This is a genomic window from Janthinobacterium sp. LPB2021202312-11-4, assembly GCF_037049705.1.
Lineage (GTDB): Bacteria > Pseudomonadota > Gammaproteobacteria > Pseudomonadales > Pseudomonadaceae > Aquipseudomonas.
This window is the reverse complement of the sequence record NZ_JBAGKV010000018.1, coordinates 113,386-136,611: the sequence shown is the minus strand read 5'-3', so window position 1 is coordinate 136,611 and position 23,226 is coordinate 113,386. Positions and strand designations below refer to the sequence as shown.

The following is a 23,226-nucleotide window of genomic DNA, read 5'->3' as shown; positions in this document are numbered from 1 at the left end:
GCTGATTGTGCCAGAGCAGGCCGTCAGCGGCGATAAACCGATAGGCTAATAGCCGGTGCTAAAGCACTGTGTTTGAGCCGCCCGCGCCGACCCGCTGCCAAGGTAAACCCAGCACCAAGGCTTGAAGTTGCTCGTTATCAAGTTCAAGTTCGGATCCGCTACGGATGCCGGGCCAGTGAAACTTGCCTTGGTTTAGTCGTCGCGCTGCAAGCCAGATCCCTACACCTGGCTTGCTGGCGCTAATGCAGGGCTAGGAGCACCGATACCAACGGAGATTGCCAACCAGCTACGAGGCAAAAGCTTCGGCAGTTTCGACAGTTTCAGGCGGGCACTCTGGAAAGCGGTAGCCAATAGCTCCAAGCTTGCAGAGCAATTTACGGATAACAACGTTGACCGCATGCAAGAAGGCAAGGCACCGAAGGCACGATACAGAGACCGAGCAGGAAAACGCGGATCATTTGAACTACACCATGCTGATGAAGTTGCCAAGGGTGGGAAAGTCTATGATGTTGATAACTTGAACGTCGTCACCCCAAAGCACCACATCGACATTCACAGAAATGGATGACACAGAGCAATGAAAAACGATATCACCGACTTCACAGAAGATGAATTCATCAGTTTCATGCAAGAACTGCTGGTTGCCAACAAGGCGGAAACTGACGACGTGCTTGATGTTCTTCTAGAGCAATTCTGTGAGATAACCGGCCATCCAGACGGCACCGACCTTATCTACTACCCCGAAGATGGCCCAAGCGGATCAGCAGAGGACGTTACACAAGTAGTGAAAGAATGGCGTGCAGCTCAGGGCTTGCCGGGCTTCAAGGGAGAGTGAGCACGTCCAGATTCTGGATGGATCCCCATGAGGCCAACCACACCGCTGTACCTGAACTCAATCGCCTCAGGTAGCCAAAGTTGACTTCAGATAAGCGCTCAGGAATCTCCTGGGCCGCTGTTGATCCAGCTGCGACCATTGCTCACAAAGAATTGGCTAAGGGATAGGTTTGACGGACACAACGTCGAAATACCTGAACTTCTTCTTTTTGGCCTCATTCTTCGCCTCGAGTTCCGCGACAAGCGTACTCAAGGTGTTCGCATCATAAATAAACACTTCTACTTCGCCTTCAAAGTCCTTGGTGACGTGCAGTATCACCCTGAGCTTCGGTGAGAGTGTTTTAGAGACGGCATGGGGCTTTGGGTTCGGCTGCGGCTTTGCGAGAGCTACGGGCTCAGATGTTTTCGAAGGCGGTTGGGGATCGGGGTGGTTTGAGGAGCCGAATAGCGCCTCGCGCATCTCGTCCTCAATGAGGGCTGTGCTCATGTTGAACTTCTCGTCACTAAAATAAGAGGCGGGATCTTCAACACGTAAAGCCGACATTACAAGCCTTAATACCGGTCATCGACCTAAGGGATCGAAACCAAATGACCATTCTCTAGACCCTTTGACTGGGGCAACGATTCGTAATTTCGGATCAGCCCAGTCATGGCGGGACGAAAATGCTTGATACGGATGATTTCAGATTCAGCTCTCACCGTCTCTTGGTTGAACTTGATGCCGCGATCACCGACATGAGGATGTTGGTTTCAGCACGCAAGACAAGTGGGCACCGATGGACGCGTGCGGCTCATCGACACGTCAATGCCTACGCTGCGTGGAATACCTTCATGCGACGCCACGCGCCCCCATCGTTTATTGGCCCCACCGCCTAATGGCGGCAATCTAGTCACGCAAGGTGTGATTGGCGGACGCTTACAGCTTGCAGCGACATAGCAATAGCCGATCTAAGGACACTTACGCTGGAAGTGACGTCACCGATGCCTGACAGCAAAAGCATCGATGACGCCTGCCTGCTCTGGCAGTCCGTCGAGGTCAACTCATCTCTGGAGCGAGATGGCTCATGAACGTCAGGTTTTCAATAGCGTACATATACTCAGAGAATCTCGGATCTCCATCGTTGAACGCCTTTGCCACTTTTTGTGCGTTCTCAAGACTGTCCCACATTGCTAAGTCCGCGAAAATTCGGTCGTCGCTCATAGGGCAGTAGGCGCGGTACTCGATCAAACCAGGAAAGGTCTTTAACGTTTCACGAAGCCCTGCGCGGAGCACAGGCACTTGCGCAACGCATTCCTGTTTGACCGTGAAAATGGCTAATTCAAGTACATGAGATGAGCGCTGCATAGGGATGACCTTCTGTGTGTTAGGGAGTCCCAATTATCAGTGGCTCATACTGACAGCGTAGTGTCAGTAGTGGTGATCGCTTTCCACTGGCTTGCCTGGTGCTTCATATACGCTTGGAGATCGAGGGCAGGATTGTCGGGTGATGGTTGTTGGACAATAACGATGGAGGCTATGCGATCGACCCGAAAATCGCGGTAAGCCGCCCTGGCACTACACCAGCTTCCAACCGTCCACTTTCCTCCCCAGTAGAAAAGGCCAAGGGGGAAAATGAGGCGTTGCGAAAGCACACCGTCCAAGCTGGTATAAGTTATCTTCAGCGCCTGAGTGTTTTCGATGGCATTTCGAATGGTTGCCAGATGGCCACGCGTCGAGGAAGGTGTTGTTCCAAGCGCCCTGATTTTTGCCGAACTGGGGTTAACCTTGTGATGGACTATGGACGCTGAGATTTTGCTCAACAACATCCTTGCAGCAGCACTTAGATCGTTATCGGCGGAAGCTGAAAGCATTTCCATCCCGAGCATCAATGCATCCAGTTCGAGCCTGTTCAACGTTAAAGGCGGCATCTCAAAATTGGCATCCAAGGCATATCCCACGCCAGCGGTACCATAAATTGGGATTCCACTGAAGGAAAGGTCGTCGATGTATCGATAGATTGAGCGAACGGAAACTCCGATTCGGCTAGCCAGTCGTTCAGCAGAGATTGGCTGATGGACACGAATCAGATTTACTAATTGAAATAAGCGATCAGCTTTACGCACTAGGCTTGCTCAACTGAGAGTCCTTCGCAAGCTCAATTGCCGCGTTAATGGCGGCCCGAGCTTGGGGGCTATTCTTCCAGCAAGTCGATCCCACTGCTGCCGATGCCTGAGCCAGGATGTCACAAGCATTCGCTTTGCTGAGCACAGCTAGCGAGTCAATGCCCATCTGCTCAAGGCGAGCGATAACGGCTGGCCCTACACCCTTTAGGGCCAACAAGGCATTATGTTCCGTCAGTGGAAATGGCATCCGTAAACTCCTGTTATCGGCCAATGAAGCAACCGGAGTTTGCCCGACAGAAGGAGGCATCTCAATAGATGGACTCCATCACCCTAAGCGTAGGCAGTTCGGCAGCCCTTACGATGCAGCCCATGAAGATTACACTTGATGCATTCGCTGAGTCAGCCCTATGAAGCCCAGCAGGTAGGAAAACTTTGAACACAACCTCCCCTCTCCCCGCCCGCGAGGTCTACCAGGTGCTGAAAGACGTAGCGCTTGGCACCCGCACCATGACGAGAGCCTGCAATCAGTCATGGAGTGAGATCTATCACGGACTCATGCCAGTTGAGATCGATGGCTGGCAGCTCACGCTTTTCAATGACTGCGACACCTTGGATTATTGCGAGGATTGCAGGGCACCTGACGGTCGAGTCGGAACCTTTGAAACCTGGCAGCGCTACGGCACTGATCCTGTCGACCTATTGAGTGGCTGGAAACGTGAGCAGCTTGAGCGCCTGCTAAATGCGCTCTGACTCATCGTCGGCGCGCTAGCACATGCTTGATGCATTCTTCGTTGTAAACCGCCCTCACACCGTTCGGCTTGAGATGAGATTAGCTATCGTAGGTTTCGCTCAATGCAACCGAGGTGAAGGCCCGCCGAGGGCTTGGCGCTGATACTCGTGAACAGCAGCGAACAGCGCTTCCGCTTCGAGGCGCAGATTCTCCACTTTCTCCGCAGGCTGCGTCTCTTTCGCTTCGTGGTACCGGCGTAACGCCTGCACCGCGCGCTCCATCAGCGGCTCGCCTGCCTTCATCTTGTCGCCCAGGCTCTGGTCTTCCCTGCTATTTCTATCCTTGTTCATCAAATCCACCGATTCCGATTACTTTGCCAGCGGAGTATAGGCGTCCTTACCCTTCGTGACTGACGATAATCAGCAATCAAGAGGCATTCAGGTGAGCCTACGAACCAGAGGCGATTCAATCTAACCAATCGTAAAATGTAGCGCTTGATCAGTTGATATCTGATTGTATTTTTGTACCTCTTCCGCTGAAGCGGTGAGGCTTTTCTTCGTGGCCACCTTGAAAACTTCGGTTTCATCCAGCGGGTTCAGCGCGTAGTAGTACCTCAGCACCCAGAGTAGATGGTAGCCAGAAATTGCACCGTGGTTTTCAACGTTCTCCCCGGCTTCTACCCGACTCACCTCCTTAAGAAATGCATCTTCTATAGGGCCACTCACTCCTTTTTCAACCTCTTCTGACCAGGCTCTTTTTCCCATGAATTTTTGGTTGTGAACACCTAGATAACTGATGGTGCCAAATGGCTTTACGGTTACCTTCACTTTGTTAGCGCTGTTCGTCGATAAGGGCTAAAAATCCATGCCATGGTGGCGTTCTCGGGTGAGGTGGAATTTACCGAGAAAGACCCGAACGACTCGGCCCGACAAAGACGCGCTACGTGCGATGCTGGAATCGCAAGGTAACCGTCCGCCCAACACACCTTCCCGACCCCAGCACTTAGGGCAATGATGCCAAATCAATCCAAAGCGGACACCTGAAATGCCGATACCGGCACATTCGCATTAGTTTTGGCTAAGGTCAGTTATCCCACCATGCGTTTCGAGGCGTGTTTGCCTGCGATAAAAGGCGTGAATTGCCCACACCACCCCTACGAATAGCAACCCTGTCCCAAGCGCTTCCATAGGAGAGGGCCAGCGTTGGTTGATGAGCAGGCCCATCGTAGTTGCATAAATGGTTTCGCTGGCGATCAATTGTCCGCTTAGAGCCAGAGGTAGGCGCCGAGTTGCGATTGACCATGCCCAGGCACCTGCAAGGGTGGCCCCTAACCCCTGAATTAACCCACAGATTATTAGCGCCTGAGTACCTGCTAACCCGCTCGGATGGCTAGCGAAGTGGGACAGTTTCAAGTACAGCCCAACTGGGATGAAGGCCAGCATTTCGACGCTGCACATGAAGATCAGCATGGCTGACCACAACATGGGAGATATGCTTGGGCGTTGAGCCAAAGCACTTTCATTTAACAATCCAAAACCAGTCCAAAATCCAATTGCCATTAACGATGCGAGCAGCCCAAGCAGTATCGAATCGGTCGGGAGCACCACCGTTGCGCTGCTAAAATCAAACACGCTCAGATTGACCAAACTTATGCCCAATGCCGCGAGCAACAGTGGCCCGGCAATGGCGCGCCAGGGCACGCTGGAGCTTCGCATGTTGCCGGCAATCGCGAGCACGATCGGTACTGACCCCATCATCACCGGAGGGATCACCGGCCCAGCTGCCAAGACCGCAGTGGTAATCAGAAAGAAGTAACCGATGTATCCCAAGAAGCCCAGCAGTGCGGCGCAGGCCCAGTCGCTCAGTCGCAATTGCCGCACTTCGCTACGGTAAACAAACAGCACTAGCAGGCTACCTAAACCGGCAAAGGCATAGCTCACCACAGCCAGATCAAAAAGGCTGTAATCGCCGACCAACCCCGGAAAGATGTAGAGCAGCGACCAGGAAAAAGTGGCGGCAATGGCCGCTAATAGGCCTAGGGTCATACGCTCTGCTCCTGCTGGCCCTGCTTCCGGATCCAGCAATGAGCTACGTGGCGGGCAGTGTCGAATACCTGTAAGTCCTGGCCCATGGCGCCGCTGACAAAACTGCCCTCCAGTAAGATAAACAGCCCCTCAGCAACTACGTCAGGGTCGCTTATACCGGCGCTCATGGCCAATGCAGTAAGATTTTCGCGTATCCCTTGCTTATGCCTGCTCACTGCCAAATGCACAGGGTGGCTAAACTGGGGGAATTCAGCCGCGCTGTTGACAAACAGGCACCCGCGCCCGCTATCTTGCAAAAGAAAGCGTTGATACAAATCGAAAAACGCGAGCATGCCACTGACCGGGTCAGGATGCCCTGCCAAGGTGCGCGCTACCTCTTCACGCCAGCGTCGGTCACGTTCCTCAAGGCAAGCCACTATCAGCGCATCCTTGGAGGGGAAATGGCTGTAGAGCGTCATCTTGGTAACACCCGCCATCGCGGCGATGGCCATCACACCAGTAATGTATATACCTTGTGACAGAAACAGCTTCAGCGCTGAGTCAATCAAGCGCTCACGGGTATTGTCCAATTTAAGGCACTCCGGCATCGGGACGGAGTTGACTATACTGACCGGTAAGATTGAGGTGCATCCAAATACGACCTAAATCATGGCCGTTACGACACAGACCGCAGCATGCCAACGCAGCAGTAAATCGTAGGATTTGGCCAATCAGAAAGTTCGCTACGTTAGCTAAGCGCCCCATGCACCCGCGTGGTTAAACGGACGCCCATTTATGCGGCAGCAGCTCGGTAATTTCATTCGCCCGCTGCGTCGGCAGTCGCATGAGAACATTCTTCAGGTAGGCATATGGATCATGTCCATTTAATCGCGCCGACTGGATCAAACTCATGATCGCAGCCGCCCGTTTTCCGCTGCGTAGCGATCCGGCAAATAACCAATTCGAACGCCCAAGGGCCCACGGCCGGATCTGGTTCTCGACCTGGTTGTTGTCGATGGGCACAGCCCCATCGTCCAGGTAGCGCGTCAGCGCTATCCAGCGTTTAAGGCTGTAATCCAAGGCCTTTGCCGTCGCTGATCCGTTGGGCACAAGATCGCGCTGGGTCAACATCCAGTCGTGCAGTGCTTTCACTAACGGCGCCGCTTTTTCTTGCCGTATCCGCCAGCGATCCTCATCACTCATGTCCCGCGCTTGGCGCTCAACTTCGTACAAACCGCCAATCGAGTGCAGTGCCTGTTCCGCCAGCTGGCTTTTATTTGCCACGTGCAGATCGAAAAACTTGCGGCGTGCGTGGGCCATGCAACCAATTTCGGTCATGCCCTTCTCGAAACCGGCCTTGTAGCCAGCAAAATCGTCGCACACCAGCTTGCCGTTCCACGAGCCGAGGAAGTTACGTGCATGCTCACCGGCGCGGTTCGGGCTGAAGTCATAAACCACTGCCTTAAGCGCCGAGAACGGCGTGGTGCAGTAAGCCCAGACATAAGCGCGGTGAGTTTTCTTCTCTCCGGGCGCAAGCATCTGCACCGGAGTTTCGTCGGCATGGACAACTCGTTGGGCCAGAACAGCTTCTCGCAAGGCATCAACCAATGGCTGAAGCTGTACACCGGTCTGTCCAACCCATTGCGCGAGAGTTGAACGCGCGATGGCTAAGCCGGCGCGGCCAAAGATTTTCTCCTGCCGGTACAGCGGCAAGTGGTCGGCGAATTTCGCCACCATTACATGAGCGAGCAGAGCTGCTGTAGGTATTTGTCGATTACCTGGGGCGGCACCGGTGCCTGGATCAGTGTTTCGCACTGACGGCAGGCCCATTTTCCACGCACATGCTGTTCGACGGTGAACACGCCCGGAGTGTAATCCAGCTTCTCGCTGACGTCCTCGCCGATGCGCTGAAGTTGGCAGCCGCAGGCGCACTGGGTGTTTTCCGGTTCGTGATGAATTACGGTGCGTGGAAACTGCGGTGGTAGCGGCGCGCGCTTGGGTTGCTGGCGTTTCTCTTCTGGAGCGGGAGCTGGTCGAAGGGCCTTCAACTCGGCGTCGATAGCCTCAAGATCTGTGTTGAGCAGGTCGTCGAGCAAGTTGCCTTGCTCAGGGCTGATCTGCTCGCTGCGCTTGGCAAACCTGTGCCGCTTGAGGATGGCGATCTCGTGGGTCAGCTGTTCGATGATGGTTTGATCGCGGTGGGTCTTTCTGCCCATGGTGTCGACCTTCGACATCAACTGCGCAGCGAATGCACGCAGTTGGTCGGGGGTCATCTGATCGAGATTGGGCGAAGAAGTCATGCCTTGGATTTTACCAAAGCAGATCGCTTGCGGTAGTAAGCCAAGAATCTAATTACAGTTTTTAAAGCAGTGTGATTGTGCCGGCAGCGCCAACACGCTGCCAAGGCAGACCTAATACCAAGGCCTGAAGTTGCTCGGTATCTAGCTCCATCTCGCAGCCTTGCCGAATGCCTGGCCAGTGGAATTTGCCTTGGTTCAAACGCCGTGCAGCCAGCCAAACACCAATCCCGTCATGAACCAGGACTTTCATTCGGTTAGCACGTCGATTGGCAAAGAGATAAGCACAGTGCGGCTTCGCCGCACCGAATACTGCAATCACTCTGGCCAACGCGGTCTCGGTACCTGCGCGCATATCCATGGGCTCGGTGGCTAGCCAGATGGCGTCGATGCGGATCACTTGGCAAGCTCACGGACAAAACGAGCACACCCGTCAGGATCTGAGGATGGCCACTTCACAGTGAGTTTTTGCTGCCCGAAAGGAACCTCGATGTTGACCGACATCTGCTGATCGGGCCGGGTTGCGGACGCAAGTTTCATCGGAACAAAAGCAGCCAACGCTGGCGCCTGATGATTGTTAATCAGCGTGCAAAACTTTCCAGATTTCCGGGGTAAACAGCGTCCAAAAGTTTCCACCCCGGGGTGTGCAACCATCCGGTCTTTCTGCCGGAGAATCTGGGGTGTTATCGATGGATATAATTGCCGAAATTCGGCGCCGGCATTTGGTTAGCGGTGAGAGCATTAGTGCGATTGCTCGCAGCCTTAAACTCTCCCGGCCAACGGTGCGCAAGCATCTGCACACGACGGCTGAGCCGGTGTACGCACGCCAGCAACAGCCCTCGCCAAAGCTCGGTGAGTTCCAGGTCATGCTGCAAAGCTGGCTCACTACCGAGCAGCATTTACCTCGCGCCCAGCGGCGTACGGCGCAGCGGCTGTTTGAGGGGTTGCAGGTCGAGGGATATCGCGGCGCTTACGACAGCGTGCAGCGCTTCGTAAAACAGTGGAAATCCGTCAAGAACGGGCCAACGACAACCCAGGCTTTCGTGCCGTTGGTGTTCGCCCCCGGCGATGCCTGTCAGTTCGACTGGAGCCACGAGCACGTCGAAATTGATGGTGTGCCGCAGACCATCAAGGTGGCGCATTTTCGTCTGGCCTACAGCCGGCAGATGTTCGTTGCAGCCTATCCCCGAGAGACCCAGGAGATGGTGTTCGATGCCCATAACCGGGCCTTTGCGTTCTTTGGTGGCGTGCCCCACCAGCGCATACCGCCGAAGGATCTGTTCAAGCGTGAGCGCCTCCCCCGCCCCCCCGTCAGAAGCCGGAGCGGCCTCGCTGGATTCGTCCGGCGCACAGCTTGGCTCGCTCGGGTCACCAGATGGGGGCGGGGGAAGATCACGCGGGTCTGGGCGCGAAGAATGCTGCATTCCCAGCAATCGTGCGGCGTCCTTGACGGCCCGAGACTGGTCGCCACCATGCTGCAACAAACAGAACACCTCGAACGCATCGTTCTGATGCCCGTTCGCCAGCGGATCAGCGCCATGGTGCGAATAGACCTTGTCGTCGCTACCTGCACCCAGCAGCATGCAGTAGCCGCGCAGCAGTAGAAGCCATTCAGCGCCGCACCGGCCTGCTGGTGATCACCACCCCCAAAGGTCGCACCGAAGCCATCCAGGCTCTCAACACTGCCTCAGCCGATGACAGCCACGCGCCGTTCGGGGGTGACGCAGCATGAAGCCTCTTCTGATTGGCCTCTCAGGGCTTGCCCGCGTCGGCAAAGACACCGCCGCACAGCACCTGGTGAACCACCACGGGTTCCAGTCCTACGCCTTCGCCGACCCGCTGCGTGACGGCCTGATGCACATCCTCAACCTGAGCCCGTGTGACTTCGAAGGCGAACAAAAGGAGCAAGCGCTGCCATGGCTGGGTCGCTCTCCCCGTGAGTTGATGCAGTCTCTTGGCACAGAGTGGGGCCGCAAAAGCGTGCACCCCGAACTGTGGCTGCTACTGGCCGCGCAGAACCTCGACCTGCTGGCTCGAACCCACGACACGGCCCGCGGCTTCGTAGTCAGCGACATACGGTTCGAGAATGAAGCGGAGTTCATCCGTCGTCGCGGGGGCGTTGTCGTCCACATCAGCCGAGATAGTGCTGCGCCAGTAAATGCACACGCCAGTGAAGCAGGCGTTCAGGTGCGACTCGGAGACATCGAGCTGTTCAATGACGACACCATCGAGGAATTTCACTGCGACATCGAATGCCTCGTCGAGAACGTACTGCAAGCCCGTAAGCACTCCGCCGCCTGAGGACAGCGCCATGAATCGCACCTTGGACGAAACCGCCGCAGTGCTAGGCATCAAACCCCGGAAATTCCGCGAGCAACTGCGTGCGCTCCGCGTGCTGACGCAAAGCGGCGACCTGGCCAGCCACCACCGTGGCGGCGGCAACCTGTTTTCAGACCCGCGCAGCGTCCAGATAGGGACCACCAACCGTTACAAGCACTACGCCGTGGTGATGGTCACCGAGGCTGGCGTGCAATGGCTGGGCAAGAAACTGGGCATAACCATCACGCACAAGGACGCCGCCGCATGAAAACCAACTACTTCAATGCCTACACCCAAGCCCTCGGCGCCCTGAGACTGATCCCCATCTACCTGGACAGCCCGGGCGTGGTCAGCCGCGCCACTTTGATCGGCGCCGCGAGCGAAGCCATTGACCTGCTGGACAGCATGCCTTGCCGCACAGTGGAACTGGCCGAGGTCTTTCGCTGTGTCAACAACGTGATTCAAGAAGGCCAAGTCGCCTATGTCACCCCGACCAACTCGCCCGAGTATCCATTCGGCGCCGTTGTCGCTGATGAAAAAGGCAACGTCTGCGCCGCCGGAATGGGTAAAAGCAAAGAAAGTCTCGCCGAACTGATCCGCCTCAAGTTGGTGCCCCCTGCGGAGGGGTTCGGGGAGGTCGCTGCATGAGCAATACCCTCGACCAGCTTCGCAAGCAGTTCGCCACACCCTGCCCGTCTCTGACGGCAGTGCGGGAACAGTACTTCTCACACATCCGCACGGACCGCTACCTGCTGAGTGAGATCAAGGCTGGCCGCATTGCTTTGGTCGTAACACACCTGCACAGGTCCGTCCGGACTAAACCGGTGGTGTATCTGCACAACCTGGCCGCCTTCCTCGACGCACAAGCGGCCGAGGAAGCAGCCTGATTCAACGGTGCCCCTGCCGTCCAGGGGCAGACAACATCCACTCAATGAGGCACAGCACATGAGCAAAGCTCGCCCCTTTATCGACACGCTACGGGACATCGAGGCCGGAGGCTTACTTGATGAACTCAGCGAAACCCAACATAGCCTGATCGATGCCATTCGCCAGACCGGCAAGGGCGGTGAACTGAATATCAAGCTCACCTACAAGCCAGACGGCAGTGGCCAGATGACCATCAAGGCAGACGTCAAAGCGAAGGAACCGATTCTGTCCCGCGGCACATCGCTTTTCTTCCTGACCCCCGAGGGCAACTTGACCCGCCGCGACCCACGGCAACAGGACCTGTCGCTGCGCACAGTCAGCGAAGATTCAGTGCCGGAAAAACTGCGCCACGTCAGTGCGTAACGCCTGATTCGAAAACCTCTCACCACAGCATCACCCAACGGAGCACTTCCAATGCAACAAGCCATTCAACAACTGGTCACCCTCGCACAGGCGATCGGCAAACCAATTGATCATCAAGGGCTGCCAGCCCCGATTGCCCTGCTTCCTGACGGCGTGGGCGTCCACTCCCTTGAGCACCTGCTACCGAACCCCACCCGCACGCGCCAGAAACTGACCGTGCTTGATGCCGAGTCCTTCATTGCATACGTGAACCGCTTCGCCGATGACGCGACCGCAGTGTTCTGCAACGGTCCCGAAGGCCGGACTTTCTCGGCAGTCATCGACTACCACCAACCAACCGCCCCAGCCTGGCGCGAACACGTTGCTACGTACCGCTGCCCGACCAGCATCGAGTGGGGTCGCTGGAAAGAGAACGACCGCAAGCGCATGGATCAAGCAACGTTCGCCGAGTTCATCGAAGAGAACGTCCGGGACATCACCCAGCGTGAAAACGAATCGAACGACCCAAGCCCGGCCGACATGCTGGAAATCAGCCGCACTTTGGAAGCCAAGAAAAATATCACCTTCCGCCAGGGCACCCGCCTCGACAACGGCCAGGTTCAACTGACCTACAACGAAGAAATCGACGGGCGTGCCGGCGAAGCAGGCCAGTTGCGCATTCCGGAACAGTTCTTCATCGCCGTGAAACCGTTCCTCGGTGGTGACGCTTTCTGTGTCCCCGCCCGCTTCCGCTACCGCATTCTGGAAGGTCGTCTGCAAATGTGGTTCGAACTGGTGCGCCCAGACAAAGTGCTTGAAGAGGCCTACAACGCCGTTCGCCAGAAGATCCAGAGCGCAATCGGCGAAGTACCGCTGTACGAAGCCACCTTGTAACCAATCCCCCAAGTAACACCCCGCCGTCAGCCTCTCACCAAAAATCCTGACGGCGGGCTCTACCGAGGTACACAGCACATGACAGCAATTCAGATTTGCGCACTGATCGTTCTGATCGTACTTGTTGGCCTTACCTATTGGTCAGGCTATCGCGGTGGCCTGAACGTTGGCCACATCGAAGGTATCGACGAAGGCAAGGCCATTCAGCAATCAGATAGCTCCGGGACGATACAGGACCTTAAGCGATCGCTTGATCAGGCGCGGGACCACCACCAGCAACTGTACTCCCACTATGAGCGTGCATTGGCCGCCTCAAAGCTGGGGGAACCAGAACGCCAGACTCTGCTGGCCATCGCCGAACAACTGAGAGTTGCGGCAGAGACATTCAGCGCATTCCGTACAGGCAAGAAACTCGAACGTGACTCACGCGCCCTCCGCGATCAGGCGCTCGCCATGGCCGCTCTCCTGCAGCAAGTAGCACAGGAGGATGCGGCATGAATCGCCTCATTCCAATGTTGCGCCTGACACCCCAGGCAGCCGGTGAGCTCCAGCGCCAATGCGCCAAGGCGACCAACGAGCTGCTGGAGCTGACGCGTTTTCGCAAAGAGTTCGACCGGCAATTAGCCGTGCTGATCGGCACTGACGTCCTGCGCAAGCTGCACAAGGACACCAAGAACGCATTGCTACTGGCCGACTTGGTCAAGGAGGCCGCATGAACAATAAAGAAAGCACCACCCTCTGCATCTATCACGGCAACTGCGCTGACGGCTTCGGCGCAGCCTGGGTTGTCCGAAAAGCTCTGGGGTCCGATGTTGAGTTCCATGCCGCACGCTACGGCGACCCAGCTCCTGATGTTACGGGCAAAAAAGTCATTATTGTCGACTTCTCCTACAAGTACGACGCACTTATCGCACTGGCAGACAAGGCCGAGTCGGTGCTCGTTATCGATCACCACAAATCAGCAATGGCCGACTTGGTCGATCTACCACAGGCAGAATTGCGCTACGAGGCACACGAGAAAAGTAAGACAGGGAAACTTCACTCGCTTTTCGACATGAATCGATCAGGCGCCGGTCTGACCTGGGACTTCTTTTTTCCCGACCAGCCACGCCCGCCATTGATCAACCACATTGAAGATCGTGACCTTTGGCTGTTCAAGCTCGAAGGCACCCGCGAGATCATGGCGGACCTGTTCAGCTACCCGCAAGACTTCGCGACCTGGGACCGCCTCTTCGCCGACGAAATCAACTGGATACGCCTTGACGGCGTGGCCATCAATCGCCAGCACCAAAAGACCTTAGCCGACCTGGTGCACACCACCAAGCGCCGCATGCTCATCGGTGGGCATGATGTACCTGCCGCAAACCTTCCATACATGTTTGCGAGCGATGCTGGGGCTCTAATGGCCGAAGGCGAACTGTTTGCCGCCTCCTACTTCGATAGTTCTGATGGTCGAATTTTCAGCCTACGCAGCACAGATGCTGGCTTGGACGTGGCCGAGATCGCCAAACAGTACGGTGGAGGCGGACACCGCAATGCAGCTGGGTTTCGAGTTGCTTTCGATCACGCTTTGGCTTACCCCGCGAACCAGCCCGAAACCGATGCAGTTCTGCAGAAGCTGGACACTCTCGCATGGGTACTCGCTGAAGGCGTGCTGATACTGAAAGAACAAAACCCAGAGGCCGCCGATTGGTTTTCCGAAGCCGAAGCCGCACTGGATGCACTCCCGCTCACTCCGCCAGATCCATCCACTGCTGCGATTGCTTTCGCACTGGAGAACACCTCCAGCGATCACGACGGCATGGAGTTCCTTCGATGCTGGAACGAAGGTGACTTCGACACAATACGGGGTCATTGGCCTGAAGCACCGGAGGAAGTGTTCATCGGTGCTGACCCGCTGTATCGCAAGAAAGCTGAAGGTCAGGCGGTGACGTCATGAGCGGTATCAAAGAGAGCCCGATTCTATTCAGCGCACCGATGGTGCGAGCCATCCTCAGCGGCCAGAAGACGGTCACACGGCGGGTGATCAAGCCACAGCCCACGCTTAAAACTGACGAATGGGTGGTAGACGCTGGCGGAACGGGGAAGTGGATGGGCTCGGGACCATCGCCAGCAACAGGCGGCACCCGACAAACATGGGGGTGGGCAACCTGCCCCTACGGCCAGCCGGGCGACCGACTGTGGGTGCGAGAAACATGGTCCGACGTAAACCTGCAGGGTGCGCCGGGCATTGCATATCGAGCAGATGATGACGTTCGCGACCTCATGGAGGACGAAAGCTTTCTGGATGATCAAGGTGCCTTCAACTACGACGACCCTCGCTCAGCGCCATACCATTTCTCCTGCTGGTCTGAGGACCTTATCTCTGGCACCGAAGGCCGTTGGCGCCCAAGCCCCCACATGCCGCGCTGGGTCTGCCGCATCCTGCTGGAAATAACCGGAGTCCGCGTCGAGCGGTTGCAGGACGGCGATGGAGAGACTGCTTTCGAAAGTCGATATCTTGCCGAAGGGATCAACAAAATCCATCACGGCGACGGCGCATTCGCTTATCACGCCTCGAATAAAGACCCCTTACCGGGTAACTGGTGCCATCCCGAGGATGCGTTCAAGGATTTGTGGAACTCCCTCAACGGTATCGGCGCATGGGAGAGCAACCCTTGGGTATGGGTTATTGAGTTCAAGCGGGTGACGCTATGACAGCTCTCCGGCGAACAGTCCGATTACGACGAGGCCAAATGCCGCCTCTCGACCTGCAAACCATTTGCGACAAGTGCAAAACGTCGCGAGCACACGGCAACCACGAACAATGCAGCAAGCAGCGCCAGGCCGAAGGAATAGCACGCCGCGCAAAGGAGCAACAGCCATGAACACAGCCTTCATCCTGATGGCGCAATACAATGGCCGGGCCATCATTCCGCTGGACCAGGTGTGCACGGACTACTTCACTCACCTAACCACTGAAATGTTCCAGCGCAAGGTGCTGGCTGGCCAGATCAAAATCCCAATCACTCGCCTGGAGCCCAGCCAGAAAAGCGCAAAAGGTATCCACATCACAGACCTGGCGGCCTACCTCGACTTGCAGCGGGAAGCCGCAGTCAAGGAATGTAACCAGCTCAACGGCTTAAAACGCGCCTCTTAAGCCACTTCATTGATGCGGCGCCCAGTTGCACGGGCGCCTTCAGTATCTTGTCATGCCACTCCCAGCCAACGTATCGATCCCCCCTCCCACGCAGATGGGTATAGCGTCTCAGCGAGTTCCAGTCCCTGTGCCCTGAAACACTCGCTACACGTGGGATATCCCAGTCCATTTCAAATAATCGACTGACACCGTCGTGCCTCAGATCGTGAAAGTGCAAGTCATCGATCTCTGTAAACTTGCAAGCTTTAGCCCAGGACGTCGAGATAGATTCAGGGCTATACGGGAATATATCCTCGCCGGCCTTGGGCATTGTTTGAAGTATCCGCCATGCCTCATCCGGCAAATAACACCAAACATCATTGCCGATCTTCTGGCCAGGGTTCTTCATATCCCGGACCATCACCCGCTGACCAACCTCATCAACATCCGCCCAGCGGATGCGAGTAATCTCATCGAGTCGCCGTGTCGAAAAGATCGCGAAGCCCACAACCTTCAGCATATTGATTGAACTACGCCGGCGCGCCTGCATATCTTCGTAGTAACTAAGTATTTTCCCCAGCTCATCCAACGACGGTCGACGGTCCCTCTCGCGACTCTTCAAGTTGTAACCGAGCTTTCGCAATACCTTACGTGCATCACCCATTGCATGCGGATCAACTTGATAACCCCAGGCGGGCCGGGCAATTGATAATACTGCGCCAAGATGCGCAAGATCGTTGCCTGCGGTCTGAGGCTGCACCCCTCCACCCTCTTTACTCATGCGCCAGAGTGCGTAGTCCACAAGCTGCTGACTGTTCACGTCAGAATCAACCAACTTCCCAAAGTCCGTTTCAGAAATGGCATTCAACGTGGCCTTCTTGGTTTTCCCCAGCGGCCGGACTTTCTCCATTTCATCCAGGTAGCGGGTGATCATGTCGCTCACCGTGACCCCCTTCCGGTTCGCCCGCTCGATTGCACCAGGCTCATCCAGCTCCGCACCGCGCTTTCGCGTCCAAGCCTGAGCTGCCTGTTTTCGGGCGAAGGTCTGACTCTCTTGGTAGACTTGCACTCCGTCGCGCTTGATGCGGATCTGAGCTGTATAGCTCACGCTCCCATCCGCCAGTTTTCTTGCCCTGATAGTCGCCATATCGAAAGTGGTACGCGTCAGTTTTGAAGTGGTACATCGTACCACCGACATTCAAAAAACGCCCGAAAACGCCCGAAAACACGCAGAAAACACGTAGAGCAAAATGGTACAGAACACGCACTCCAGACCAGTAAATTCAAGCCCTGCGCTATCCAGGCGGTTCAGTGTTGCGCCCATGATGGATTGGACTGATAGACATTGTCGTTTTTTCCTACGACTACTTTCCAAACACGCCCTCCTCTACACCGAAATGGTCACCACCGGCGCGCTCTTGAACGGTGATCACGACCGTTTCCTGCGCCACAACGAAGCCGAACACCCGCTCGCCCTGCAACTCGGCGGCAGCGTTCCCCTGGACCTGGCCGCCTGCGCCCGCATGGCTCAGGAGCACGGTTACGACGAGGTGAATCTGAATGTCGGCTGCCCGAGTGATCGGGTGCAGAACAATATGATCGGCGCGGTGCTGATGGGGCATCCGCAGTTGGTGGCCGATTGCGTGAAGGCGATGCGTGATGCGGTGTCGATTCCGGTGACGGTGAAACACCGGATAGGGATTAACGGGCGCGACAGTTACGAGCAGTTGTGTGATTTCGTCGGCACCGTTCGGGACGCCGGGTGCACGAGTTTTACGGTGCATGCGCGGATTGCGATTCTGGAGGGGTTGTCGCCGAAGGAGAACCGCGATATTCCGCCGCTGCGCTATGACGTGGCGGCGCAGTTGAAGCAGGACTTTCCGGAGTTGGAGATCATCCTCAACGGCGGTATCAAGACGCTGGAGGCCTGTCACGAGCATTTGCAGACGTTCGACGGTGTAATGCTGGGCCGTGAGGCGTATCACAATCCCTATGTGATGGCTGAGGTGGATCAGCAGTTGTTCGGCAGCACGGCACCGATCATCACTCGGGCCGAGGCGCTGGCGCAGTTGCGGCCTTATATAGCGGCGCACATTGAGGCGGGCGGTTCGATGCACCATATCACTCGGCATGTACTTGGACTGGGCACCGGTTTTCCGGGGGCGCGCAAGTTTCGGCAGTTATTGTCGGTGGATATTCACAAGGCCAAAGAGCCTTTGGTGTTGCTGGATCAGGCGGCGGAGTTGCTTGAGGGGCGCTAACCCTCCCTCCACCGCTGGATGGTCAGGCCGCCGCAGCCGCCGTCCAGTTCACCCAGCCAAATACCCAAGAGGCCAAAATAAGTAAACCGAAGGCAATCCGGTACCACGCGAATACCGCGTAGCTGTGGCTGGCAATGAACTTGAGCAAGCCACGCACGGCAATCATCGCGAAAATGAAGGCCGTCACAAAACCCAGGGCAAATACGGGCAAGTCACTGGCCTGGAATAGATCGCGGTACTTGTAGCCTGAATACACGGCGGCGCCGACCATCGTGGGCATCGCCAGAAAAAACGAGTACTCGGTCGCGGCCTTGCGCGACAGTCCAAACAGCAATCCGCCGATAATGGTTGAGCCTGAGCGGGAAGTACCGGGGATCATCGCCAGGCACTGCGCGAAACCTACCTTTAAAGCATCTGACCAGCGCATGTCGTCAACATGTTCGACGTGCACGACATGCTCCCGCCGCTCGGCCCACAACATGATGAAGCCGCCCACCACTAGCGCAACGGCAACCGTAATCGGATTAAACAGGTACTGATGAATTTTATCGGCGAATAAAACACCCAACACAACGGCTGGAAGAAAACCAATTAGCAAGTTCAAGGTAAAACGCTGTGCATTACGTTGGGTGGGCAAGCCTTTGACGATCTCGAAGATTTTCGGACGAAACTCCCAGACGACGGCCAGAATGGCCCCCAGTTGAATAATAATATTAAACGCCATGGCGCGTTCGCCACCAAAGTCCAACAAGTCCGCAACAATAATCTGGTGACCTGTACTGGAGATAGGCAAGAATTCTGTCAGCCCCTCTACCGCACCTAAAACCAATACCTGTAGAAAGGTCCAAAACTCCATCAATCCTCCGTCAGGGCATTCCTGTTGAACGCCCATTAATCGTATTAGGTTATTAAAAAGTGTAAAACACTAAAACCTTGTAAACCACAACCATGTAGCGGAGGGTTTCAGCGAATAATAAGTCCTGGCAAACCACACACTCAAGACTTGTTATTAATCGTCTGCCTAACTAACTGCTGAAGGCCTAGCCATATAGAAATAAACGCTCACCCATAAAATGTGACGGAGCGCACAGTTTTATATTCTCGGATGGAAAATAGCCCGGAATCGCCGCTCAGGGCCATGATGGCCTTTTGAGTTCAAAAAGGAATCGCCACCCATTCAAAATAGTGGCACCATTGCATATGGCCATCATCTAAGGGCGCCATTTCACTAGTTCAGCTGGCCGAGAGAAGCAATTAAAAGATTATTTATGTTAGAAAACTCGCCCGCCACGCCTGAAAAGCCGTTTTGAATGTTACCAATTGTCAGTCACAGATGAGAACCGGTGCTTTAACATCCTGATGTCAGCACCCATTCGAGTCAAAAAGCATGATGCTTACAGGGAAACTAGCGACTAGAGGCTCGCGCCCGGCAAATGAGGAGCCAGGTGTTCTCATCTTGGGTCGTACCCGCAGCGTGGCCGAGAATTTTAGAGCATTAGTCGCAACACACGTACGCTCTGATATAACTCTTGATGCTAGCACCTACGCTCATTTACATAAGAAAAATGAACAGCAGGATTTGTATCGTGCAATCTTCATTATTATTGACAGCCCTCATGCGTTTGACGAGAGCCTGGCATTAGTAGAAAACCTTCGCTCTTCCCACTTAAACCCGATTATTTGTGCCGTCATTACCGGCCGAGATGTCTTTAACAAGATGAAGTATTATCTTGCTGGCGCCGACTGCTGTATCAAACTCAATATATTGTCCGACGAGAGCACTGCGTTTCTGTCCGAGTTCTTCAGCAGTGAAGAATGGCAAAGAGAAGTTAATCTGGTATTGGACCCAACGCGTATATGTCTAATGGATACTCGCAAGAAACTGGAGATCTCTTTTGCAGAAATGAAAATCCTGGAAGCATTTGCGCAAACCAACAACCACATATTAAGTCACGATGAAATCGCCAGAATCATGGGGCTGAATACCAATTTTTACGACCCCAGGGCTTTGGAGAAATCAATCAGTCGTCTTCGCGGAAAAATCAAAAGCATGTATGGCACCAATGCCATTCAGAGCATTCGCGGATATGGATACCGATTGATGAGGGGTCTGATCTCGACCGCCTGATTCACCTATGGAAAGGAGTTGTTGCATGAATGCGACTGGCGGCATCACGCCCGCAAAAGCCCCGTATCGCTATCTCACCCGGCAACTGATCCTGTCACGCGATGACCGTCCGTTTGCCAATGAGATAAGACCTACGACAGTGGCTCATCGCCCCCTTCCCGCTCCGTTGTCCCAGACGACGCTGGCGGGCCAATCGTGTGGGCGCGGCAGCGACGCATTGATGCGTATGCACAGGGAGCCCTCCTCCCTGAAAGACCGACGCTCGCACAACCCGAAAAAATATCTGAACCGAACGATCCTCTGCCTGTCTGAACCGGGTCTTGCCAGCTTTACGTTGGCCGAAGAGCTGATCCGGTCTGGCGACAACCTGCTCGATCTCGGCCACACACTGGTCGTGTCACTCAAGGGGCGGGCATTCTGGGAAGTAGATTCCAAATATAAAAAAAACATTATTTATAATATGTATCGCTTGAAAGATCATGGTATAGAAATTGCCTTGGATGACTATGACATCCAGCGAGAAGCACTAACAAGCTTCAGCACTCTGAATCTGTTCAACTACATCAAGGTATCGATTTCATCGTTGGGCCAGTGTTTGAAACTCAATGGCAATCCCGAGTTCCTCAATCAATTCCATGACCACATGGTGACACTGACCCACAACAACAAGATTTCTTTTATTGCCGATCGTGTAGAGCATATCGAGAGCCATTCATTGGCCCGGGCGCTGCCCTTTGATTACTTCCAAGGGAGCTATTACTCCCCTGCCGATCATATTTAACCAAACTTTGGTGACTACTTTAGGAGAGAGACGTGGAAATAAGTACAACCCTCCCCAGAAAATATTTTGTTGTCGTGACTCACAGCACAACTTGTCAACGTGAGCTCGAGACCATACTGTCCAGCGAGCGTTTCAACTCGTTTGGTACATCCCAGGCACAAATGTTTATTGAAGGTGTTGCCTCGCCCTCTTGCGCCCCCGTGATGATGGAGTTCACCTACCCCAGTGGGACAAGGAAACATGTCGCCCACACTATCGAACATGAAACACAGACGATACTGGCTACCCTCGAAGCGGAATGGTTGGCCGCACAATCCGGAATACGACCCGTCGTTTCACCAATTCCAACCGAATCAAGCGATATAACTCGAGAAAACGAAGGCATAGACCCTTACAACGAAGCCTGGCAACTCGACAATCATCAAAGTGTCCTGATCAAAGAAAACGTCGAGATCAATCTCACTGGATTGGAAGCCACCCTCGTCAAGAAGATGCTTCATCATGAAGACCGCGTCGTCAGTAGAGATGATCTGATTCTAAGCATCGGCAGAGAACCGGAGCAGTATCGCGGCCTGGAAATGTGTTTGAGCCGATTGCAAGACAAGTTCAAAAGCGCCAGCAAGGGTGAACGACTATTTCGCGCAGTAAGAAATCGCGGCTATTGTCTTATCCAGGAAGTTCACACAGCCTGAACAAACATACGACAGTGCTATTACAACAATAAAAAGCGCACTTTGTTTGTCACCCCCATTCCAGACCCCCTCCGCCATACCCCCATAAAATTTCGACCTTTTCTAACACGCCACTCTTTGCAACTCAAAAGTTGGCACTTTGCCATCTTGTTAGAACTCGTCAGACAGCATGCCCCATCAATAACTTAGTCTATTGACTGACGACAGTTCGATCTATTGATGTTGTTAGTCTCAGGGCATTAGTTAAAACAACAACAATCCTGTTTAAAGCAACTCACAGTTCGACTGTCGATACCTGAATGGACGTCTTTTGGGGATATCGCATGGATCTTACTCTTCGTATCAATCGAAATACTGGCCTCAAGGGACTTACCTTCTGGGGTCAATGGGCGCTGGCGCAGGGCTTTGTCGTGTCCTTGTTGTTCATACTCGCTGAACAACATACCGGCGCGGTCGAGTTCTATTATCGGGTGTGCGCAGCGCTGACCGTACTGGCCTCGGTTCCGGCCTACACGTTCAGCGGCGTATACAGGAAAAGGGACAGCTATCTGACGGGGCTGGGGCGTCTGTTCATGGGGTGGTCCATGACGATGGCGGCGCTGGGCTGCGTAGCGTTTATCTGCAAGGCCGATGAGCTGTTTTCCCGGCAGGTGATTCTCAGCTGGGCGGTGTACGGTTTCCTCGGGCAAGCGCTGATGTACGCGCCTTTGCACGGGTTCTCCAAGTACTACCAGCGCTCACGAAAGAGCGAGCACCGGACCCTGATCGTCGGCACCGGCGAACTGGCGCTTGGCCTGGCCAAGAAGTTGAGCAGCGTCGAAAACCTGCCGCTGGTGGGCATGGTCAGCACCGGCGCCGTCACCGCGCTGGAACCGGACGCACCACGTATCGTGGGTGCCCAGGAAGAGCTTCTGGAACTGATCAGCCGCCACGACATCCGACGTTTGTACATCACCCTGCCGCTCAGCGAAGCGGCAAAAATCGAAGCGATGTACGTCGATTTGTTGGGTGCCAATGTCGACGTGGTGTGGGTGCCGGACTTGAATTGCCTGACGCTGCTCAACCACTCGGTGCGGGTCGTGGACGGTCTGCCGGCGATCTATTTGAATGAAAGCCCATTAACCAGCCGGCCCACTGCGGCGTTGAGCAAGAGCCTGCTGGAGAAAGCCGTTGCCGCGCTGGCCATCGTGCTGCTGAGCCCGGTGCTGGCGGTGATTGCCCTGGCCGTGAAACTCACCTCCCCCGGCCCGATCTTCTTCAAACAGGATCGTCATGGCTGGAATGGCAAGGTGATCCAAGTCTGGAAATTTCGCTCGATGCGTGTCCACGACGACCATGAAGTCAAACAAGCCAGCCGCAACGATTCGCGCATTACCGCTGTCGGCCGCTTCATTCGCCGCACTTCGCTGGACGAACTGCCGCAATTGTTCAACGTGCTGCAAGGGCACATGGCCCTGGTCGGCCCGCGGCCTCATGCGGTCGCCCACAACCACTACTACTCCGGCAAGATTCTCGCCTACATGGCACGCCACCGAATCAAACCCGGCATTACCGGGCTCGCGCAAATCAACGGTTGCCGCGGCGAGACGGATACCATCGACAAGATGCAGAAGCGTGTAGAGATCGACCTCAAGTACATCAACAACTGGTCGCTGTGGCTGGACCTGAAGATCCTGGTGAAGACGCCCTTCACCTTGCTCTCGAAGGACATCTATTGATGGCGTGACCATCGAAACAGCACCACCACAAGGGGACGAAAGTCCCCTTTTTCGTGGC

Annotated in this window: 30 protein-coding genes and 2 pseudogenes; 20 read left to right on the top strand and 12 right to left on the bottom strand. The window is 55.1% G+C overall.

What is annotated here, in order from left to right:
• Positions 1 to 58: 58 nt before the first annotated feature.
• Positions 59 to 217 carry an IS66 family insertion sequence element accessory protein TnpB gene (tnpB, locus tag V5E99_RS19810; RefSeq protein ID WP_499803959.1) on the bottom strand — a complete coding sequence of 53 codons (159 nt, stop codon included), beginning with the start codon at positions 215 to 217 and terminating at the stop codon, positions 59 to 61.
• An 18-nt stretch (positions 218 to 235) separates the two neighbouring features.
• On the opposite strand from tnpB (V5E99_RS19810), the pseudogene V5E99_RS19805 reads away from it, so the two are divergent.
• Positions 236 to 568 (top strand): annotated as a pseudogene (locus V5E99_RS19805) (HNH endonuclease signature motif containing protein); the annotation flags it as partial.
• A 9-nt stretch (positions 569 to 577) separates the two neighbouring features.
• Positions 578 to 835, top strand: a complete 258-nt coding sequence (locus V5E99_RS19800) for a bacteriocin immunity protein (protein WP_499803954.1) — start codon at positions 578 to 580, stop codon at positions 833 to 835.
• A gap of 156 nt (positions 836 to 991) precedes the next feature.
• Here the strand turns inward: V5E99_RS19800 and V5E99_RS19795 are convergent, their stop codons facing one another.
• From V5E99_RS19795 to V5E99_RS19785, 3 genes are all read right to left on the bottom strand, one after another.
• Positions 992 to 1,321, bottom strand: coding sequence for a hypothetical protein (locus V5E99_RS19795; protein WP_499803953.1), 330 nt, complete (start codon positions 1,319 to 1,321; stop codon positions 992 to 994).
• Positions 1,322 to 1,870: 549 nt separating this feature from the next.
• Positions 1,871 to 2,179, bottom strand: a complete 309-nt coding sequence (locus V5E99_RS19790; protein WP_499803952.1) for a hypothetical protein — start codon at positions 2,177 to 2,179, stop codon at positions 1,871 to 1,873.
• Between the two features lie 44 nt (positions 2,180 to 2,223).
• Positions 2,224 to 2,937 (bottom strand): helix-turn-helix transcriptional regulator, encoded by a 714-nt coding sequence (locus V5E99_RS19785; protein ID WP_499803951.1) that lies wholly within the window; start codon positions 2,935 to 2,937, stop codon positions 2,224 to 2,226.
• A 432-nt stretch (positions 2,938 to 3,369) separates the two neighbouring features.
• Between V5E99_RS19785 and V5E99_RS19780 the strand changes: the two genes are divergently transcribed.
• Positions 3,370 to 3,687, top strand: coding sequence for a DUF7693 family protein (locus V5E99_RS19780; RefSeq protein WP_499803950.1), 318 nt, complete (start codon positions 3,370 to 3,372; stop codon positions 3,685 to 3,687).
• Positions 3,688 to 3,786: 99 nt separating this feature from the next.
• Here V5E99_RS19780 and V5E99_RS19775 read toward each other — a convergent pair whose 3' ends face one another.
• From V5E99_RS19775 to tnpB (V5E99_RS19750), 6 genes and pseudogenes are all read right to left on the bottom strand, one after another.
• Positions 3,787 to 4,017 carry a hypothetical protein gene (locus V5E99_RS19775; protein WP_499803949.1) on the bottom strand — a complete coding sequence of 77 codons (231 nt, stop codon included), beginning with the start codon at positions 4,015 to 4,017 and terminating at the stop codon, positions 3,787 to 3,789.
• 120 nt (positions 4,018 to 4,137) lie between these two features.
• Positions 4,138 to 4,494, bottom strand: coding sequence for a hypothetical protein (locus V5E99_RS19770; protein WP_499803948.1), 357 nt, complete (start codon positions 4,492 to 4,494; stop codon positions 4,138 to 4,140).
• A gap of 240 nt (positions 4,495 to 4,734) precedes the next feature.
• Positions 4,735 to 5,712, bottom strand: a complete 978-nt coding sequence (locus V5E99_RS19765; protein WP_499803947.1) for a DMT family transporter — start codon at positions 5,710 to 5,712, stop codon at positions 4,735 to 4,737.
• Positions 5,709 to 6,281: a TetR/AcrR family transcriptional regulator gene (locus V5E99_RS19760; protein ID WP_499803946.1), complete on the bottom strand. Its 573-nt coding sequence runs from the start codon at positions 6,279 to 6,281 to the stop codon at positions 5,709 to 5,711. The genes V5E99_RS19765 and V5E99_RS19760 overlap by 4 nt, the downstream gene beginning before the upstream one ends.
• Before the next feature lie 187 nt (positions 6,282 to 6,468).
• Positions 6,469 to 7,991: pseudogene (gene tnpC, locus V5E99_RS19755) on the bottom strand (IS66 family transposase).
• Positions 7,992 to 8,052: 61 nt separating this feature from the next.
• Positions 8,053 to 8,388, bottom strand: coding sequence for an IS66 family insertion sequence element accessory protein TnpB (gene tnpB / locus V5E99_RS19750; RefSeq protein WP_165353280.1), 336 nt, complete (start codon positions 8,386 to 8,388; stop codon positions 8,053 to 8,055).
• A 289-nt stretch (positions 8,389 to 8,677) separates the two neighbouring features.
• On the opposite strand from tnpB (V5E99_RS19750), the gene istA reads away from it, so the two are divergent.
• The 12 genes from istA (at position 8,678) to V5E99_RS19690 (ending at position 15,609) form a co-directional block, all read left to right on the top strand.
• On the top strand, positions 8,678 to 9,592 hold the full coding sequence (gene istA / locus V5E99_RS19745; protein ID WP_499803945.1) for an IS21 family transposase: 915 nt from the start codon (positions 8,678 to 8,680) through the stop codon (positions 9,590 to 9,592).
• Between the two features lie 124 nt (positions 9,593 to 9,716).
• Positions 9,717 to 10,289 (top strand): deoxynucleotide monophosphate kinase family protein, encoded by a 573-nt coding sequence (locus V5E99_RS19740; RefSeq protein WP_499803944.1) that lies wholly within the window; start codon positions 9,717 to 9,719, stop codon positions 10,287 to 10,289.
• 10 nt (positions 10,290 to 10,299) lie between these two features.
• Positions 10,300 to 10,575, top strand: a complete 276-nt coding sequence (locus V5E99_RS19735; RefSeq protein ID WP_499803943.1) for a hypothetical protein — start codon at positions 10,300 to 10,302, stop codon at positions 10,573 to 10,575.
• Positions 10,572 to 10,955 (top strand): hypothetical protein, encoded by a 384-nt coding sequence (locus tag V5E99_RS19730; protein WP_499803942.1) that lies wholly within the window; start codon positions 10,572 to 10,574, stop codon positions 10,953 to 10,955. Before V5E99_RS19735 ends, V5E99_RS19730 begins: the two co-directional genes overlap by 4 nt.
• Positions 10,952 to 11,194 carry a pyocin activator PrtN family protein gene (locus V5E99_RS19725; protein WP_282410340.1) on the top strand — a complete coding sequence of 81 codons (243 nt, stop codon included), beginning with the start codon at positions 10,952 to 10,954 and terminating at the stop codon, positions 11,192 to 11,194. Before V5E99_RS19730 ends, V5E99_RS19725 begins: the two co-directional genes overlap by 4 nt.
• Positions 11,195 to 11,252: 58 nt before the next feature.
• Positions 11,253 to 11,597: a YfdP family phage-associated protein gene (locus V5E99_RS19720; protein WP_499803941.1), complete on the top strand. Its 345-nt coding sequence runs from the start codon at positions 11,253 to 11,255 to the stop codon at positions 11,595 to 11,597.
• A gap of 51 nt (positions 11,598 to 11,648) precedes the next feature.
• Complete coding sequence (locus V5E99_RS19715; RefSeq protein ID WP_499803940.1) at positions 11,649 to 12,470, top strand: YfdQ family protein; 822 nt, start codon at positions 11,649 to 11,651, stop codon at positions 12,468 to 12,470.
• Positions 12,471 to 12,548: 78 nt separating this feature from the next.
• Positions 12,549 to 12,968, top strand: a complete 420-nt coding sequence (locus V5E99_RS19710) for a hypothetical protein (RefSeq protein ID WP_499803939.1) — start codon at positions 12,549 to 12,551, stop codon at positions 12,966 to 12,968.
• Positions 12,965 to 13,186 carry a hypothetical protein gene (locus V5E99_RS19705; RefSeq protein ID WP_499803938.1) on the top strand — a complete coding sequence of 74 codons (222 nt, stop codon included), beginning with the start codon at positions 12,965 to 12,967 and terminating at the stop codon, positions 13,184 to 13,186. Before V5E99_RS19710 ends, V5E99_RS19705 begins: the two co-directional genes overlap by 4 nt.
• The gene (locus V5E99_RS19700) at positions 13,183 to 14,409 is read left to right on the top strand and encodes a hypothetical protein (protein ID WP_499803937.1); all 1,227 of its coding nucleotides are present in this window, start codon (positions 13,183 to 13,185) and stop codon (positions 14,407 to 14,409) included. Before V5E99_RS19705 ends, V5E99_RS19700 begins: the two co-directional genes overlap by 4 nt.
• Positions 14,406 to 15,167, top strand: a complete 762-nt coding sequence (locus V5E99_RS19695) for a hypothetical protein (protein WP_499803936.1) — start codon at positions 14,406 to 14,408, stop codon at positions 15,165 to 15,167. The genes V5E99_RS19700 and V5E99_RS19695 overlap by 4 nt, the downstream gene beginning before the upstream one ends.
• A 166-nt stretch (positions 15,168 to 15,333) precedes the next feature.
• A complete protein-coding gene (locus V5E99_RS19690; RefSeq protein WP_499803935.1) occupies positions 15,334 to 15,609 on the top strand; it encodes a pyocin activator PrtN family protein in 276 nt (91 codons plus the stop codon).
• On the opposite strand, the gene V5E99_RS19685 is transcribed toward V5E99_RS19690, so the two are convergent.
• Positions 15,584 to 16,696, bottom strand: coding sequence for a tyrosine-type recombinase/integrase (locus V5E99_RS19685; protein ID WP_499803934.1), 1,113 nt, complete (start codon positions 16,694 to 16,696; stop codon positions 15,584 to 15,586). The genes V5E99_RS19690 and V5E99_RS19685 overlap by 26 nt on opposite strands.
• Positions 16,697 to 16,838: 142 nt before the next feature.
• On the opposite strand from V5E99_RS19685, the gene dusA reads away from it, so the two are divergent.
• Positions 16,839 to 17,849 carry a tRNA dihydrouridine(20/20a) synthase DusA gene (gene dusA, locus V5E99_RS19680; protein WP_499803933.1) on the top strand — a complete coding sequence of 337 codons (1,011 nt, stop codon included), beginning with the start codon at positions 16,839 to 16,841 and terminating at the stop codon, positions 17,847 to 17,849.
• 22 nt (positions 17,850 to 17,871) lie between these two features.
• Here dusA and V5E99_RS19675 read toward each other — a convergent pair whose 3' ends face one another.
• Positions 17,872 to 18,705 (bottom strand): undecaprenyl-diphosphate phosphatase, encoded by an 834-nt coding sequence (locus V5E99_RS19675; RefSeq protein ID WP_499803932.1) that lies wholly within the window; start codon positions 18,703 to 18,705, stop codon positions 17,872 to 17,874.
• A gap of 600 nt (positions 18,706 to 19,305) precedes the next feature.
• Here V5E99_RS19675 and V5E99_RS19670 point away from each other — a divergent pair.
• The 4 genes from V5E99_RS19670 (at position 19,306) to V5E99_RS19655 (ending at position 23,168) form a co-directional block, all read left to right on the top strand.
• Positions 19,306 to 19,977, top strand: a complete 672-nt coding sequence (locus V5E99_RS19670) for a winged helix-turn-helix domain-containing protein (RefSeq protein ID WP_499803931.1) — start codon at positions 19,306 to 19,308, stop codon at positions 19,975 to 19,977.
• Between the two features lie 25 nt (positions 19,978 to 20,002).
• Complete coding sequence (locus V5E99_RS19665) at positions 20,003 to 20,758, top strand: EAL domain-containing protein (protein ID WP_499803930.1); 756 nt, start codon at positions 20,003 to 20,005, stop codon at positions 20,756 to 20,758.
• Positions 20,759 to 20,790: 32 nt separating this feature from the next.
• Complete coding sequence (locus V5E99_RS19660; protein WP_499803929.1) at positions 20,791 to 21,450, top strand: winged helix-turn-helix domain-containing protein; 660 nt, start codon at positions 20,791 to 20,793, stop codon at positions 21,448 to 21,450.
• A gap of 323 nt (positions 21,451 to 21,773) precedes the next feature.
• Positions 21,774 to 23,168, top strand: coding sequence for an undecaprenyl-phosphate glucose phosphotransferase (locus V5E99_RS19655; protein WP_499803928.1), 1,395 nt, complete (start codon positions 21,774 to 21,776; stop codon positions 23,166 to 23,168).
• Positions 23,169 to 23,226: the final 58 nt, after the last annotated feature.

Excerpts from the sequence above, each read along its gene's own strand:
- V5E99_RS19800 (WP_499803954.1), top strand. The coding sequence starts at position 578 with ATGAAAAACGATATCACCGACTTCACAGAAGATGAATTCATCAGTTTC.
- V5E99_RS19795 (WP_499803953.1), bottom strand. The coding sequence starts at position 1,321 with ATGAGCACAGCCCTCATTGAGGACGAGATGCGCGAGGCGCTATTCGGC.
- V5E99_RS19790 (WP_499803952.1), bottom strand. The coding sequence starts at position 2,179 with ATGCAGCGCTCATCTCATGTACTTGAATTAGCCATTTTCACGGTCAAA.
- V5E99_RS19775 (WP_499803949.1), bottom strand. The coding sequence starts at position 4,017 with ATGAACAAGGATAGAAATAGCAGGGAAGACCAGAGCCTGGGCGACAAG.
- V5E99_RS19765 (WP_499803947.1), bottom strand. The coding sequence starts at position 5,712 with ATGACCCTAGGCCTATTAGCGGCCATTGCCGCCACTTTTTCCTGGTCG.
- istA (WP_499803945.1), top strand. The coding sequence starts at position 8,678 with ATGGATATAATTGCCGAAATTCGGCGCCGGCATTTGGTTAGCGGTGAG.
- V5E99_RS19740 (WP_499803944.1), top strand. The coding sequence starts at position 9,717 with ATGAAGCCTCTTCTGATTGGCCTCTCAGGGCTTGCCCGCGTCGGCAAA.
- V5E99_RS19735 (WP_499803943.1), top strand. The coding sequence starts at position 10,300 with ATGAATCGCACCTTGGACGAAACCGCCGCAGTGCTAGGCATCAAACCC.
- V5E99_RS19730 (WP_499803942.1), top strand. The coding sequence starts at position 10,572 with ATGAAAACCAACTACTTCAATGCCTACACCCAAGCCCTCGGCGCCCTG.
- V5E99_RS19725 (WP_282410340.1), top strand. The coding sequence starts at position 10,952 with ATGAGCAATACCCTCGACCAGCTTCGCAAGCAGTTCGCCACACCCTGC.
- V5E99_RS19720 (WP_499803941.1), top strand. The coding sequence starts at position 11,253 with ATGAGCAAAGCTCGCCCCTTTATCGACACGCTACGGGACATCGAGGCC.
- V5E99_RS19715 (WP_499803940.1), top strand. The coding sequence starts at position 11,649 with ATGCAACAAGCCATTCAACAACTGGTCACCCTCGCACAGGCGATCGGC.
- V5E99_RS19710 (WP_499803939.1), top strand. The coding sequence starts at position 12,549 with ATGACAGCAATTCAGATTTGCGCACTGATCGTTCTGATCGTACTTGTT.
- V5E99_RS19705 (WP_499803938.1), top strand. The coding sequence starts at position 12,965 with ATGAATCGCCTCATTCCAATGTTGCGCCTGACACCCCAGGCAGCCGGT.
- V5E99_RS19700 (WP_499803937.1), top strand. The coding sequence starts at position 13,183 with ATGAACAATAAAGAAAGCACCACCCTCTGCATCTATCACGGCAACTGC.
- V5E99_RS19695 (WP_499803936.1), top strand. The coding sequence starts at position 14,406 with ATGAGCGGTATCAAAGAGAGCCCGATTCTATTCAGCGCACCGATGGTG.
- V5E99_RS19690 (WP_499803935.1), top strand. The coding sequence starts at position 15,334 with ATGAACACAGCCTTCATCCTGATGGCGCAATACAATGGCCGGGCCATC.
- dusA (WP_499803933.1), top strand. The coding sequence starts at position 16,839 with ATGGTACAGAACACGCACTCCAGACCAGTAAATTCAAGCCCTGCGCTA.
- V5E99_RS19675 (WP_499803932.1), bottom strand. The coding sequence starts at position 18,705 with ATGGAGTTTTGGACCTTTCTACAGGTATTGGTTTTAGGTGCGGTAGAG.
- V5E99_RS19665 (WP_499803930.1), top strand. The coding sequence starts at position 20,003 with ATGAATGCGACTGGCGGCATCACGCCCGCAAAAGCCCCGTATCGCTAT.
- V5E99_RS19655 (WP_499803928.1), top strand. The coding sequence starts at position 21,774 with ATGGATCTTACTCTTCGTATCAATCGAAATACTGGCCTCAAGGGACTT.